This is a genomic window from Niallia sp. 01092 (assembly GCF_052318935.1).
Taxonomy (GTDB): Bacteria; Bacillota; Bacilli; order Bacillales; family Cytobacillaceae; genus Niallia.
The window spans coordinates 100,083-114,724 of the sequence record NZ_JBQRKO010000010.1 but is presented as its reverse complement, the minus strand read 5'-3'; the positions used below and the strand labels follow the sequence as shown (position 1 = coordinate 114,724).

Genomic DNA, 14,642 nt, shown 5'->3' with positions numbered 1-14,642 from the left:
TGTCCTCCTATTCAGCTTTCTTAAATTCAAATTCCAAAACTTCAATCAAGTAATCTTCCAAACTATCAACTAAAATTGTTTCTCCGTTATGGACCACTACTTCATCACCAACAAAGATTTCATTTCCGAAATAATCTGTACCAGCACTTGCTTTTTCAACTGGTTCAATATCTTTTGACGGATAGCCGGTATCGTTAATACGAGTGATCATCGGATGTTCAAGATTCATAAGTTTCATCACCTTCCGCCCACGATATTCTGAAGTTTAATGAAAGTAAAAATGGTGTAACCTCTACTTTGAAACCTAATTTCGTATAGTGCATGCTTACAACTTCCGTAAGAAAATACTCATTCCAAGTTGGATTATTAACCACTTGAATTAGAGCATTTAAATAACCTTCGCTTGCTCTCTCTTCAATCTTTTTGTTTGCTTGAATAATGAATTGCTCTTTCATTGATACAGCGATTTTATGACTATTTTCTTTTGATTTGATTCTCATTTGTGCTGCGTTCATTACTTTCACCCTTTCATTTACTTTTTCCAACACAACACCATTTCCAACTGCTTCTAATGCTGATAAATCAGTTGCTAAATAGTTATTCATTTACTTCACACCTTTCGCATATTTAGATGATTTAACAATCTTTATATATCGATCAGCCGGCTCTAATTGAAACCATTCAGATGGTTTGATTTTCATATATTTCACCCTTCCACACTTATTGACGTTGCTACCGTCTTTTCAGCTATCAGTTCTATCACTAACCGTCATTGGCTCGGTTAACAGCTCTTTGATTAGTAAGTTTGAAAAAAAGTAATTGCTAATTTTTGATTTCTTTTAAATGGTTATCTAAGCAAATTTCACTTTGTTTAGTTGCCCAAATTGCTATATTAATTCTGTTTTTTGAGTACATAAGCACTGAAAATTCAATAAACATTTCAGCTTTCTCCAAGAGCATGAATATCACCACCTATTGAGTCGGTTGTTCCTTAATTCACATAATTAGAAATTGTTCTGCTTCTCTTGCTGGAAAGTACCACTTCCCTCCTACTCTGTGTTTAGGAAACCTTTTATCATAAAAAAACTTATCTTTGATGCTGTTCTCGCTCATGTTGGTTTGTTTTATGAGCTCCTTCATGTCCCAAAAAGTACAGCGATTTTCTATTTCTTGAAGTCTTTTATTTAACTCTTGGAGAAATTGCTGTTCAACAAATTTTTCATCAATGTTGATACTGATCAATTCAATCACTCCACAACTTGTATTTCCGTCATTTTTAACACATTTAAATCCATGTCAATACATGAAGCTATTTTGTATAGTGATTCTGTACTTGGCATATATCTTCCATTCTCAATATCTGAGATGTAGTTTCTAGATAGGCCTGTTTCTTCTGAAATAATGATTTGAGTAAGTTTTTTCTCTTTACGCTTTGCTTTAATAAGAGCACCTAACTTTTTTTTGTCTAACATGTTATCACCTCCAGTTGTTACTCTTAATTTGTATAACTGAATTGCATTGTATTCACGACAATGTGTAAAAGTCCAAAAAACTTTAAAATTAAGCATATTTGAGCAAATAGAAGAAAAACACTGGTATGCACGTCATTTTTCTTAAAATTACTCGTATTTCCGTCATTTTAAACATTGTATTGCCGACATTTTCTATATATAATAGAAATATCAAGTCGGAATTACCGACAAATACGGAGGGTAAAAAAGATGACTGTTGGTGAAAATATAAAATTGCATAGAAAAAAAGCAAAATTAACACAGCAGCAATTAGCTGAAAAAGCAAATATGTCACGTTCTTACCTAGCTGATTTGGAAAGAAATAGATACAACCCAAGTCTAGATACATTAAAGGCAATCGCAGTTGCACTAAATATTAATGTGAGCGATATTGTTGAAGATAAAAATAAGATTGAAGATTTTAATCCAGAATTAACAGAAAAAGATGAGAAAGATATTCAAAAAGAACTTCAAAAAATGATTGATGGATTAGAAGGAAAAAATGGATATGCTCACTTCAATGGAGAAACAATCGAAGATATGGATGAGGAAGATAGGGAATTATTACTTTCATCATTAGAAAATTCTTTAAGAATTGCAAAAAGAATCGCTAAACAAAAATTCACACCTAACAAATATCGTAATTAGGAGTTTACTATGGAGTCGATTATTGCTAAGGTTCAGAAATTGAAAAAAACACATAAAACTAATTGCCCTTTTAAGCTTGCAGAAATACTGGGCATTGAAGTTTTATTTGAAAACTTAGGGAATACATTAGGGTATTATAGCAGGCACTTTAGAATTAAGGTTTTGCACATCAACGAGAATGCTAATGAATACCAAAAGAAATTCACTGGTGCTCACGAACTTGGACATGCTGTTCTACACCCAGATGCAAATACTCCTTTTTTAAAGAAACACACATTATTTTCAACAGATAAAATTGAAATGGAAGCAAATATGTTTGCTATAAACCTTTTATTCTCCGATGAAGATTTTTCAGATGAGATATCTTTTCACGAAGCAATTGTTGAATATGGTATACCTGAGAAACTATTAATCACTCATTATACCTCTAAATTTTTTTAAACATAAAACAGAACATGCGTTCCTTAAAGGAGGTGATTCATTTTTAGAAGTCGGAAAATTTTAAAGAAAGGAATATTTATATGGCTATTAGTTATCGAAAAAGGAATGATGGGAAATGGGAATATCGAATTACCTTCCAAGATCCAATTACCAAAAAACAAAAGGAAAAGTCAAAACGAGGATTCGTAACTAAACCTGAAGCAAGATTTGCTGCACAGGAGCATGAAAAGAAGCTAATGAGTGGTCTAGAAGTTGATAATAAACTTCTTCTCAAAGACTTTTAATTGAATGGCTAATGGAATATAAGAAACCGAATGTAAGAAAGAATACATTTAACATTCATAAGCGCAGTATTGAAAATCATTTAATACCTTATTTCAAAGAAATTAATTTAATTGAACTCAAACCAATTATGTATCAAAAGTTTCTAAAGTCACTTGCCCAAAAAGATTATAGTCGTAGAACTATAGAGATTATACATGGTACCTTCTTCTCTGCAATGGAAAAGGCAGTAACGCTAAAAAAAATTGAATTTAACCCTGCTGTTGGAGTCACTATACCTAAACCAGTAAAGCAGAAAAAGAAATTAGAGTACATGGAATCTGATAATATACCAGTGTTCTTACAAGCTGCATATCAATATGGTTATATTTATTGGATATTCTTTAAGATACTTTTGGAAACAGGTATGCGAAAAGGAGAAGCAGCTGCACTAACTTGGAAAGACATTGATTTAAAAGAAGGTACAATAAACATTAATAAGACATTGGATTTTCAAGCTAAAGATGATGACGATCTTTTTGGTGATCCAAAGACATTCACATCAAACAGGATTATTACTATCCGAAAAGGATTAATCAATGATTTATCTTTTCACAGAAACTATCAGAATCAAAATAAATTAGCATTAAAAGAAAATTATTTACATGATCTTAATTTAGTCCTTTGCAGGAACGATGGGAATTTTATGCCTAAGTCAAGTTTATTTAATGCGATGGAAAGAATCTTACTTAGAGCAAATCTTCAGCAAATACCTATTCATGCTCTTAGAGACACCCATGCAGTTTTGCTAATTGAATCCGGAGCTAGTATCGAATACGTACAAAAAAGACTTGGCCACAAAAACTACCAAGTCACTGTCGATCTATATTCGCATATATCAAAGAAAATAGAAAAAGATACTTTAGATAAATACGAAAATCATATGGGTAATATACTGGGTTAAAAAGAATTCATGGGCGTTTACTGGGCGTGTGCTATTCTTCTACAATAACACATGTACGCACCCATGATTATTAATCCTTAAAAACCCAGTTATATCAACCTATTCCGTTCTTAGTACATTTCCAAGTACTGATCTCTCTCCCATGGGTGTACTTGCGTACGGAACATGTCCCACTCAATTTCTTTTGCTTCAATAAAATGTGCAGTAATGTGTTCACCAAGTGCATCGATCATGACTTCATTTCGTTTTAATTCGTCTAATGCTACTGCTAATGTATCTGGTAAATCGACAACACCTTCTGCTATACGCTCTTCTTTGCTCATGATGTAGATATTGCGGTCTACTGGAGCTGGCGGGAATAAATCATTTTTGATTCCATCTAATCCTGCTTTTAAAAGTGCCGCCATCGCTAAATATGGATTTGCAGCTGGATCTACGCTGCGAACTTCCACACGTGTACTTAAGCCACGTGATGCCGGAATACGTATAAGCGGAGAACGGTTGCGTGCAGACCATGCCACATAACAAGGTGCTTCATAGCCTGGAACTAATCGTTTATAAGAGTTAACGGTTGGGTTCGTTACTGCTGTAAATGCTGTTGCATGTTTAATGATCCCTGCGATAAACTGCAATGCCGTTTCACTTAATTCCAGTTCACTTGTTGGATCAAAAAATGCATTTTCGCCATTTTTAAATAATGACAAATTACAATGCATTCCAGAACCGTTCACTCCAAACAGCGGCTTCGGCATAAAGGTTGCATGAAGACCGTGTTTACGGGCTATTGTTTTTACGACCAATTTAAACGTTTGAATCTGGTCACATGCTGTAATAGCATCCTCATATTTAAAATCGATCTCATGTTGGCCAGGAGCCACTTCATGGTGGGATGCTTCGATTTCAAAGCCCATTTCCTCTAGTTCTAGTACGATATCACGGCGGCAGTTTTCACCTAAATCAGTAGGTGCCAAGTCAAAATATCCACCGTTATCATTTAACTCAAGTGTTGGAGCCCCTTTTTCATCTAATTTAAATAAAAAGAATTCTGGTTCAGGTCCTAAATTGAAGTTTGTAAATCCAAGCGCTTCCATTTCTTTAAGAATTCTTCTTAAATTATTGCGTGGATCTCCTTCAAATGGAGTGCCATCAGGATTATAAATGTCACAAATAAGGCGAGCCACTTTCCCTTTTTCCGCTGTCCAAGGGAAAACAACCCATGTATCTAAATCAGGATATAAATACATATCTGATTCTTCAATACGAACAAATCCTTCAATGGATGATCCGTCAAACATCATCTTATTTTCTAATGCTTTATCAAGCTGGCTGATTGGAATTTCCACGTTTTTAATGGTTCCTAAAATATCTGTAAATTGAAGACGAATAAATTTTACATCGCTTTCTTTTGCAAATTGTTTAATATCTTCTTTTGTATAATTTTTAGCCATGTTTTCTCCTCCTAAAATACAGTCAGTTCTAAGTTATCTCGGAAAAAATCTTGTCATATCTCCTTGTCGCATGGATGTTCGAGTAGAATTGTTAAAGCGTCCAGCATTTAATAACTCTTTACGTAAAAGTTTACGTAAATCTTCATCAGATAATTCTCGACGTGCCTTTTCTGCTTCTTTTTTTACATCTTCTGTTAATTCTTGTTTTTCCTTAACAGAGAAAATTTGTTTAATGCCAGCAAGGTTTACTCCTTGATCGATTAAATCTTTAATTTCCAATAATGTATCAATATCAGTTAATGAGAAAAGTCGTCTATTGCCATCCGTTCTTGCTGGAGCCACTAATTCATGCTCTTCATAGTAGCGAATTTGTCGAGCGGACAGCTCCGTTAACTGCATAACAATACTTATTGGGAATAGAGGCATCGACCGACGAATTTGACTACCAGACATAGTTTTTCGGCTCCTTTTATATAAATTTACCCAATTTCATTATAGTTTTGGTAAGAATTGTTGTCAACCTATGTGATACTTTCTAACTTTTGTTTGTTAACAACGCGAATTCGAATAAAAATTTTTAATCTATTTTAATCAATTTTTGTTCTAATAACCGATTGATGGCCATGCATACGGCAATTTTTACATGGGAATACGTTAGCCCGCCTTGAACATATGCAACATATGGAGGGCGGATTGGACCGTCTGCCGTTAATTCTATACTTGCTCCTTGTATAAAGGTTCCTGCGGCCATAATAACATCATCTTCATACCCTGGCATATAGTTTGGATAAGCCGTAACATGGGAATTTACTGGGGAAGCAAATTGTATGGCCTGACAAAATGCTACCATTTTATCTTTATCATCAAATTGAACAGACTGTATTAAATCTGTTCGTGGTACATTCCATTTTGGCGTGGAATTCATACCTAGTTTTTCCAGTATGGCTGCAGTAAAAACAGCACCTTTTAAACTTTGCCCTACAATATGCGGAGCAAGGAAAAAACCTTGATACATTTCTTGAAGGCTATTAAGGGATGCTCCTGCTTCTGCTCCAATCCCTGGTGATGTCATTCGATAAGAGCATGCTTTTACAAACTCTTTTTTTCCGACGATGTAACCGCCCGTTTTTGCGATCCCTCCACCCGGATTTTTAATTAAGGAGCCTGCCATTAAATCTGCTCCAACATGACACGGCTCTTGCTGCTCAACAAACTCCCCATAACAATTGTCTACAAACACAACGACATCCTCTTTTAACTCTTTTACAAAGCGAATCATTTCTTTAATTTCTGAAATGGTAAAAGATGGCCTCGTTGCATATCCTTTCGATCGTTGTATGCCAATCATTTTTGTGTTTGGTTTGATATTTGCTGCAATTGCCTCAAAATCTACTTTTCCACTTGGAAGTAAATCTATACTTTTATAACCGATTTGAAATTCTTTTAATGAGCCAACTCCGTCCCCGCGAATACCGACTATTTCTTCTAATGTATCATAAGGTTTCCCAGTTATATATAATAATTCATCACCAGGTCGCAATATGCCAAATAGTGCTATACTGATAGCATGAGTGCCAGAAATAATTTGCGGGCGGACCAAGCCTGATTCTCCTCCAAAAACATCTGCATATATTTTTTCTAACGTATCTCTTCCTAAATCGTCATATCCATAACCTGTTGAAGGAATAAAATGAGACTCGCTTACTTTATTCTGTTGAAAACTAGCTAATACACGATATTGATTTACATCTATCGCATCTTCTATTTGTTTATGAACAGGGCTTATTTGCTGTTCCACTTCTTTTACTAGCGATTGAAGCTTCTGCCCAAATGATAAATGTTCGTACATCTGTTTCTCCATTCAAATTCTGTTATATTACACCAATTTTGTTTGAAGGGCATGTTCTTTTAACACATACCCCTTACAAATATAGTGCTGTTTATCTTCATCAAACAGTAAACTGCGTAAAATGGTTTCGTTTTTTAATTGAGATAGTAGTTTCCCATTACTTGCAGGAACGTCGACTTCATAATAATCCATCTTCTCGATCATCAGCTTTTCGATTTTTTGTTTCAATTTATTCCGGTCTTCTTTATCTAATGCAGTAATCACAATACTTTCTGTTTTACTGGTCGGCACAAATTCTTTATGCATTAAATCTCGTTTATTATAAACGGTTAATTGAGAAACGGGAGGCATGTCTAAATCATCTAACAGTTTGTGCACCGTTTCTTCGTGTTGATAATATTCTTCATTCGACATATCCACGACATGCAGCAATAGATCCGCCTCTTTCACTTCTTCTAATGTCGATCGAAACGCAGCTACTAATGTGGTCGGCAAATCTTGAATAAAACCAACCGTATCCGTTATTAATGCAGTAAATCCACTTGGTAAAATAACTTTTCTTGTCATTGGGTCGAGGGTTGCAAATAAAATATCTTCCTCATAAGAATCTGCTTCTGCCAGCCGGTTAAACAAAGTCGATTTCCCTGCATTTGTATATCCGACAAGGGCAATTTGAAATGCTTTATTTTTTTTTCTTCTTTCCCTATAACGATCACGGTGCTGAACGATTACTTTCAGCTGTGATTTAATATCATCAATTCTTCGACGTATATGTCTTCGATCTGATTCTAGTTTCGTTTCACCTGGTCCCCTCGTTCCAATTCCTGCTCCCAATCTTGAAAGCGCAAGACCTTGGCCGCCTAATCTAGGCAATAAATATTGAAGCTGCGCTAATTCTACTTGCAGCTTCCCTTCTTTTGAACGGGCTCTGCCAGCAAAAATATCTAAAATTAGCTGGGTGCGATCAATAATTCTCGCTTCTATATTTTTCGATAGATTACGAATTTGACTAGGAGATAACTCATCATTAAAAATAATAATATCTGCTTCTAATTCTTCTGCAAGTGCTTCTAATTCTTCCACTTTCCCTTTCCCAATATAAGTAGACGGGTGGATACGGTCACGGTTTTGAATAAGGGATGCAACTACTTCTCCATTTGCTGTTTCAGTTAAACTTGCAAGCTCTTCCATTGAATACTCATATCTTGTTGTATCTTCAATTGTTTGACAGCCCACGAGTATTACTTTTTCTTTCGCTTGTTTCAATAAACAAACCTTCTTTCCATATTACTCTTGCAGTTTATTATAACAAAAAAACGTTTTCTTTCCTAATGGAGTCTATCTTATCATCAATTAATCATTTTAATACAACATCTTATTAAATCGACAATATCCAACAAAAACCTATATTCATTTTTTCTTTTCTTAAGCTGTTTTCGTATAGATTGTTGTTATTTAACCCGCAGCCTGAATACACTTCGCTTTCCGCGGACGAGTGCCGAGCCTCCTCGTCGCTATGCTCCTGTGGGTTCTCGTCTTTCTCGCTTTTCTAAGCAGAAGTCTACGTGTATTCAGGCTGCTCAGTGCTTCATCCGTGTTTATTATTTTATTCAAAACAACAAACTTATAGAAAACAGCCTTTCGGAACAAAAGCGCAAGCGCCTTGAACAGCTCTGAAGAAAAATGTTCACATGACTCAAAAAGTGCTTTTTACTTTTAGAGGCATGGGGTTATTTTTCACAAGAGCTAGGCGCTGGAGCTGGATGCGGACACAACCGCCAAGTTATCCACAATCCCATTTCGTTTATAATTTCCTGGTGACAAAAAAAAACACTAATCATTTCATTAGTGTCATTTATATCTATTTATATCTATTTCTATACGATTTATCCTTTTTCCTTCTGATCAAATACTAAATCGTTACTTCTGATTGTCATTAATTCGTGTCGATCATAATTGCTTTGCATGAGCAGGCGCATCGCTTGTGCTCTTATCGACTTTTCGATGATATTCCGTATATATCTCCCATTAGAAAATGTTTTCGGATGCTGTACCGTTTGGATATAATTCAAATGTTCTTTTAAGCCTTTTTCTGCTTCATGACTTAATGTATATTCTCTTTCTTCCAACATGCGATGGCCAATTTCCATTAATTGCTCAGTCGTGTAATCGGGGAAGTCAATTACGAGAGGAAACCTGGAATGAAGACCAGGATTTAATGATAAGAAAAATTCCATTTCTCTTGAATAACCGGCGAGAATTAAAATAAACTCATGTTGTTTATCTTCCATATGCTTCACAAGCGTATCGATTGCTTCTTTGCCAAAATCTTTTTCTCCGCCTCTGCCTAAAGAGTAAGCTTCGTCAATAAATAAAATGCCTCCTAAAGACTTTTTTACTAAATCCCTCGTTTTTTGTGCGGTGTGGCCGATATATTCTCCGACTAAATCAGCCCTCTCCGCTTCTATTAAATGACCTTTTGAAAGAACATTCATTTTCTGAAATAATTTGCCGATTAATCTTGCAACCGTTGTTTTTCCTGTTCCCGGATTCCCTCTAAACATCATATGAAGTGCTTGCTTTCCTGCTTTCAGGCCATTTTCTTCTCTTTTTTTATTCACATATATCCATGCATATATTTCTTTAATCATTTTTTTCATTTCATCCATGCCAACAAGGCTTCCTAATTCCTCTTCAATTTCCTTCAGTGCAGCATGTTCACTAGGAATTTTTTTAGGGATTGTTTTCGCTTCTGGCAGCTGTCTCGGTTGAACCTTCTTTTTTTGCGAATTAATCACAACACTAATCTGTCCATTATTTTTCATCCTTATTGGATGTTCCAAAAGCCACACCTCCTAGTAAGAAAAGCGCAAGCGCCTTGTTTATCGCCGTACGGACTGGAGGGGCTTCGACTGAGATAAAGGAAACACGAAGAGCGTAAGCGAATCGATGTTGACTTATCGTAGGGAGAAGACCTGAAGTACGATAGGCGATAGGCGCTGGAGCTAGACAGTTATCTAACTTAAAACTTATAAATTCTGATACTATAAGAAAAGCAGAAGCGCCTTGTTCAGCCCTGAAGAAAAATGTTCTCATGACTCAAAAAAGTGTTTTTTACTTTTAGAGGCATGAGGTTATTTTTCACAAGGGCTAGGCGCTGGCCGGCTAAATGCGCCACGCCCTGTGGCTACGCCGGCACTAATACATCCTGTATGTCGGAGCTAGACATCCATCTAACTTTTAGATAAAAATTCTAATATTACTAGAAAAGCGAGGCGCCGGAGCTTGACACTCGACTAAGTTCAAAGATTTTATGCTTTCTTCCCCTTGAACATTAAGCCTACAGCTACAAATATAACGAAACGATTTTCTGCCCCATATCTATTTATATTCACGATTAGCCCTATTTATTAAAAATACTATTTAAACGGAGTTCATTTTTTTCACAAAAACTCATATGGATACTTGACCATCTAACAAGGAAAAAGCAGATTCAAACCTAATAAAGGCGGCGTGAGCGAAGCCACTCCAATCTTAATAAGGATAAAAACAAACTACAGAGTACCGTTACTCGTATTTTTTCCATTAAAGTTGGCGAAGCTCTAGCCCCTTTTCCAATAAAAAACTCCACGTATCATGATACGTGGAGTTTTTCTTCATTATGCTTGATTTCCTTCTAAATCAATTTGCACATTTTTTAATGGTGAAAACGTCGAAATTGCATGTTTATATACTAATTGTTGTTTTCCTTCACATTCAAATAAAACGGTAAAATTATCAAATCCTTTTATTGATCCTCGAATTTGAAATCCATTTAATAAAAATACTGTTACACTTATCCCGTCTTTTCGTAGTTGATTTAAAAATTGATCTTGAATATTAACAGATTGCTTCATGAAAATCCTCCTCTTTTCTCTCTAATACTATGTATTCTATATTTCTTTAAAGCTTCCTTCCAGATAGGTTGAAATTTCCATTATTTTTTTTCGTATGTTATCATGTTTTACACTATCTGTCATATCAAACCATTTTACACTCATTTTATTACGAAACCAAGTTAATTGTCTTTTGGCATAACGTCTTGAATTTTGTTTCAATTCTTCAATGGCCTCATCAAAAGAAAGTAAGCCGTCAAAATATTTATATAATTCCTTATAACCGATTGCTTGAATAGATTGACAATTTTTTATGTCTCGGTTGTAAAGATTTTTTACTTCATCCACAAGTCCCGCTGATACCATGATATCTACTCGTTCATTTATGCGGCTATATAAAAGTTCTCGATCCATCGTTAATCCGACTATTTCTGCATCATATAATAGATCTTTGCTTTGTTCTTTTTGCCAGTCTGACGCTTTTTTTCCAGTTACGTGAAATACTTCAAGCGCTCGGATAACACGACGCACATTTTGATGTGGAATCGAATATGCGGCATCAGGGTCTATTTTTTCTAATAAAGCATGCACTGTTTGCGAACCTTCAGTTACTGCTAAAGATTCCATCTGCTTTCGATAAGCACTGTCTGTTGGTGTTTCCTGAAAATGATAATCATATAGTACAGATTGAATATAAAGACCTGTTCCTCCTACTATAAATGGCACTTTCCCACGATTCGTAATTTCTGAAATTTTTTCTCTTACCAACGTTTGAAATTCGGCAACAGAAAAACTATCCTCTGGATGGATAATATCAATTAGATGATGTGGAATTCCTTCCATTTCATCTTTTGTTATTTTGGCTGTTCCTATATCCATTCCTTTATATATTTGCATAGAATCACCACTAATAATCTCCCCATTAAAGCGTTTCGCTAATTCTATGCTGAGTTTTGTCTTACCAACAGCTGTTGGACCTATCAAAACAATGACCTTTTCTTTTTTTGTCAATCCACTCCACTGCCTTTACCTGCATTTTAGTCCATATATCTTGACTATTGAATATATTTTACCATAAAAGAGGTTGTTCAAAAAGTCCGGAAACTTAGCTGGCAAATCTCTTCGTGACTTTCGTGCCTCAACCTTCCCGCACAGGTTTTCCTCCTTTTGAGCACTTGCTAAAACATCTATTCATTAACATCCACACATTATTGCCGATTTTCCTATGATGTATACCTTCATTCAGTTCTTCTTAAAATTAATTTCTTATTGCTCGTATAAGGATTAGTGCTTGCGGAAATTCTAATTATGAAACAAATAAAACAGCAATAATACGTAAGGATGATTTGAGATGATTAAACAATTAATAAACTTATTTAATTTCAGTAAAGATGAAGACGATATGTACACGACTGATGATCATGTTGAATACGATGATGAACTTGGCGAGTTTTTAGAAGAAAAAAATAAAGCATATAAATAATAGGTTAAGATGTAGACAACTTCTCTGTCTACATCTTGGTTATTCTCCTTCTAACTTTTCCCCTGATGTTGCTAGTACATTTATGGAATACTTATCCTTTTTAATGATTTTTTTTATTTCTTTATCTTGTAAAAATGTCGTAATGCCTCTTTTTATTTCTCGAACTATCGATTCATGTCCTTTTTCGTCAGAAAAGAAGGTGGTCGTAATATTTAATTGGACTACTCCATTTTTGTAATCTATCATCAATTCATTAAATCGATATTTTTCGTCATTGGCTAGTCCTTCTGATATATAATCAAGAAGTGAATACCATCTTTGCATGCTATCTATTTGTTTTTTATTATAAAATTGAAAGGTGACGTCCGTGTTTTCTTGATATTTGTTTAATATCTTTTGTATTGTCTTGCGCGTTGTTTCTTCTTGTTCATCGCTGATATTATCCGGCACCGTTAAAATCCATTTATCCCCATCAAAATCAGCCGAAGAATAGTCATCGGCAAACATTAGTTTTCGATTTACTTCCACCCAAATTTCACCCTCAGGTCCTTGTCGTTTTTTCATGAACGGATCTTCGTTTTCCTCTATTGTTTCTCCTTCTTCGGATGACTCAAAATATTCAAATTGGACTGCATCATCTATAAGTCTTGCATCTAATATGGCTGAAACTGCCGAAATGATTTGCTCTTGTTTATCTTTTACTTTTAAACTATCTGTTTGTATAGAAATTGTATGGGACAAAGAATCTCGATTCAAATAGCATTCCGAAAAACCAAGATCGTGTAATTTTTGGTTGATAATCTGTAATAGTGTACCTTCTTTATAAATTTTAACAATATCAGGTCCTGCACTTGCCCTTGTTTTATCTACGGTAGCATCATTCATGCTGCCGCCTAAAATTAAAAATACTAAAATACCCGCACACATATAATAGAATTTCTTTTTGGAAGATGTTTTTATTTTAAGGATATGAACTTCTTTAACATCAAGCTGTATTTCTAACCTAGCAATTTCAGTTTGAAAAACCCCCGGTAGCTGTGCTAAAGAAATCGCTGTGTTTTCCCCACTCCATATTGGAATTGAGTGAAAGAGCTTGCTTCTTACCTTTTGTCTTGATAGAGAAAGGATTTTTGCTATTTTTTTGATTGGATATTCTTTATGATAACGAAGAATAATGACCATTTTTTCTATTTCAGAAAGATGATGCAAGTTTTTTAATAATGGCATTTTATCGAATGGATTCGGATTAGGTGTTAAAGCATCTGTTTTAATTAGTATCTTGTAATCTTTCCAAAGATTATGTATAAAAGCTTCTTCTTTTATTTTTAATAATGAATAATTTGCTTTATAAAGAGCGGATTGCATTAATTGGTGTGCTTTTGTTTGATTTCCTGTTAATAGATAAGCAATTTCATAAATCTCTTCTCTTATAGGATGCACTATTCTTTTATCTATACTTTTTCTATAAAAAAACAATTTTTCATTTTCCCCTTCTTTTTACATCTATCTTAAAGCAAGATCGTTTTCTTGTCATTTTGCATTTAAGAGTAAGCTATTTATTACTATATGAATTGCTCTTATGTTGTTTTTTCAACCGTTTTGTTCAGAAGAATATTTTTCACCTTTTTTGCTTTTTCTCCTTCTAATTTTACGTATGTATGATCGATTGGGTTGATTATTTCTGTACTTCCATTAACGGAAAACCATATTTTGTACTGTTCAATACTCTTAGGAAAATCTGATCTGTATTCATAAAAGAGCTGAATATCCACATCCTCTACTCTCGACATATTTCTTTTTGACTGTTCCCATAAAGCATTGTCCCAAACATGTTGTAGTTCCGTTAACGTATGATCGTCTACTATCATCTTATTTCCTTCATCTTGTTGATTGGCAATATCCACTCTTGTTAATTGGGGTTCCTTAGGATGCGCTATATCTCGATATTGTATGATAGAAAAGATCAGTAGTAAAAATATTGTAATCCACATATTATCCTACATCCCCTTTATTCATTTACGATAAAGAATATTAACTTCTTCATATATAGAAACGAATAACAATTAAAAAAGTTACAAAAAAATCAAAAATAATGTAAAAAAACTGTCAACGATTATGACGTCAACAGCTTTTTTAGTAAATTTATTTAATAATTAAATTAA

At 34.5% G+C, this 14,642-nt stretch carries 18 protein-coding genes; 5 read left to right on the top strand and 13 right to left on the bottom strand.

Going from position 1 to position 14,642, the window contains the following annotated elements; all coding sequences use genetic code 11:
• Positions 1-7 precede the first annotated feature (7 nt).
• The 4 genes from ACTXGU_RS11350 to ACTXGU_RS11335 form a co-directional block, all read right to left on the bottom strand.
• A complete protein-coding gene (locus ACTXGU_RS11350; protein WP_443481721.1) occupies positions 8-238 on the bottom strand; it encodes a YqaI family protein in 231 nt (76 codons plus the stop codon).
• The gene (locus tag ACTXGU_RS11345; RefSeq protein ID WP_443481626.1) at positions 219-605 is read right to left on the bottom strand and encodes a hypothetical protein; all 387 of its coding nucleotides are present in this window, start codon (positions 603-605) and stop codon (positions 219-221) included. Before ACTXGU_RS11345 ends, ACTXGU_RS11350 begins: the two co-directional genes overlap by 20 nt.
• A 391-nt stretch (positions 606-996) precedes the next feature.
• Positions 997-1,251: a hypothetical protein gene (locus ACTXGU_RS11340; RefSeq protein ID WP_443481625.1), complete on the bottom strand. Its 255-nt coding sequence runs from the start codon at positions 1,249-1,251 to the stop codon at positions 997-999.
• Positions 1,248-1,472: a helix-turn-helix domain-containing protein gene (locus ACTXGU_RS11335; RefSeq protein ID WP_443481624.1), complete on the bottom strand. Its 225-nt coding sequence runs from the start codon at positions 1,470-1,472 to the stop codon at positions 1,248-1,250. Before ACTXGU_RS11335 ends, ACTXGU_RS11340 begins: the two co-directional genes overlap by 4 nt.
• A 249-nt stretch (positions 1,473-1,721) precedes the next feature.
• Between ACTXGU_RS11335 and ACTXGU_RS11330 the strand changes: the two genes are divergently transcribed.
• The 4 genes from ACTXGU_RS11330 to ACTXGU_RS11315 all read left to right on the top strand — a co-directional run bounded on the left by ACTXGU_RS11330 (position 1,722) and on the right by ACTXGU_RS11315 (position 3,825).
• The gene (locus ACTXGU_RS11330) at positions 1,722-2,159 is read left to right on the top strand and encodes a helix-turn-helix domain-containing protein (protein ID WP_443481623.1); all 438 of its coding nucleotides are present in this window, start codon (positions 1,722-1,724) and stop codon (positions 2,157-2,159) included.
• 9 nt (positions 2,160-2,168) lie between these two features.
• Positions 2,169-2,600 carry an ImmA/IrrE family metallo-endopeptidase gene (locus ACTXGU_RS11325; protein WP_443481622.1) on the top strand — a complete coding sequence of 144 codons (432 nt, stop codon included), beginning with the start codon at positions 2,169-2,171 and terminating at the stop codon, positions 2,598-2,600.
• Between the two features lie 80 nt (positions 2,601-2,680).
• On the top strand, positions 2,681-2,884 hold the full coding sequence (locus tag ACTXGU_RS11320; protein ID WP_443481621.1) for an Arm DNA-binding domain-containing protein: 204 nt from the start codon (positions 2,681-2,683) through the stop codon (positions 2,882-2,884).
• Positions 2,885-2,895: 11 nt separating this feature from the next.
• Positions 2,896-3,825: a tyrosine-type recombinase/integrase gene (locus ACTXGU_RS11315; RefSeq protein ID WP_443481620.1), complete on the top strand. Its 930-nt coding sequence runs from the start codon at positions 2,896-2,898 to the stop codon at positions 3,823-3,825.
• Positions 3,826-3,935: 110 nt separating this feature from the next.
• On the opposite strand, the gene glnA is transcribed toward ACTXGU_RS11315, so the two are convergent.
• From glnA to miaA, 7 genes are all read right to left on the bottom strand, one after another.
• Positions 3,936-5,273 carry a type I glutamate--ammonia ligase gene (gene glnA, locus ACTXGU_RS11310; protein WP_443481619.1) on the bottom strand — a complete coding sequence of 446 codons (1,338 nt, stop codon included), beginning with the start codon at positions 5,271-5,273 and terminating at the stop codon, positions 3,936-3,938.
• 33 nt (positions 5,274-5,306) lie between these two features.
• Entirely contained in the window at positions 5,307-5,726 is a 420-nt protein-coding gene (locus tag ACTXGU_RS11305; protein WP_443481618.1) for a MerR family transcriptional regulator, read from the bottom strand.
• Between the two features lie 124 nt (positions 5,727-5,850).
• Complete coding sequence (locus ACTXGU_RS11300) at positions 5,851-7,122, bottom strand: methionine gamma-lyase family protein (protein WP_443481617.1); 1,272 nt, start codon at positions 7,120-7,122, stop codon at positions 5,851-5,853.
• A 27-nt stretch (positions 7,123-7,149) separates the two neighbouring features.
• Entirely contained in the window at positions 7,150-8,388 is a 1,239-nt protein-coding gene (gene hflX, locus ACTXGU_RS11295; protein WP_443481616.1) for a GTPase HflX, read from the bottom strand.
• Positions 8,389-9,008: 620 nt separating this feature from the next.
• Entirely contained in the window at positions 9,009-9,965 is a 957-nt protein-coding gene (gene spoVK, locus ACTXGU_RS11290; protein ID WP_443481615.1) for a stage V sporulation protein K, read from the bottom strand.
• 816 nt (positions 9,966-10,781) lie between these two features.
• On the bottom strand, positions 10,782-11,018 hold the full coding sequence (gene hfq, locus ACTXGU_RS11285) for an RNA chaperone Hfq (RefSeq protein ID WP_443481614.1): 237 nt from the start codon (positions 11,016-11,018) through the stop codon (positions 10,782-10,784).
• A gap of 36 nt (positions 11,019-11,054) precedes the next feature.
• Positions 11,055-12,008 carry a tRNA (adenosine(37)-N6)-dimethylallyltransferase MiaA gene (gene miaA / locus ACTXGU_RS11280; protein WP_443481613.1) on the bottom strand — a complete coding sequence of 318 codons (954 nt, stop codon included), beginning with the start codon at positions 12,006-12,008 and terminating at the stop codon, positions 11,055-11,057.
• Positions 12,009-12,348: 340 nt separating this feature from the next.
• Between miaA and ACTXGU_RS11275 the strand changes: the two genes are divergently transcribed.
• The gene (locus tag ACTXGU_RS11275; protein ID WP_443481612.1) at positions 12,349-12,480 is read left to right on the top strand and encodes a hypothetical protein; all 132 of its coding nucleotides are present in this window, start codon (positions 12,349-12,351) and stop codon (positions 12,478-12,480) included.
• 39 nt (positions 12,481-12,519) lie between these two features.
• Here the strand turns inward: ACTXGU_RS11275 and ACTXGU_RS11270 are convergent, their stop codons facing one another.
• On the bottom strand, positions 12,520-13,956 hold the full coding sequence (locus ACTXGU_RS11270; protein ID WP_443481611.1) for a sigma factor-like helix-turn-helix DNA-binding protein: 1,437 nt from the start codon (positions 13,954-13,956) through the stop codon (positions 12,520-12,522).
• Positions 13,957-14,057: 101 nt separating this feature from the next.
• The gene (locus ACTXGU_RS11265; protein WP_443481610.1) at positions 14,058-14,471 is read right to left on the bottom strand and encodes a hypothetical protein; all 414 of its coding nucleotides are present in this window, start codon (positions 14,469-14,471) and stop codon (positions 14,058-14,060) included.
• Positions 14,472-14,642 lie beyond the last annotated feature (171 nt).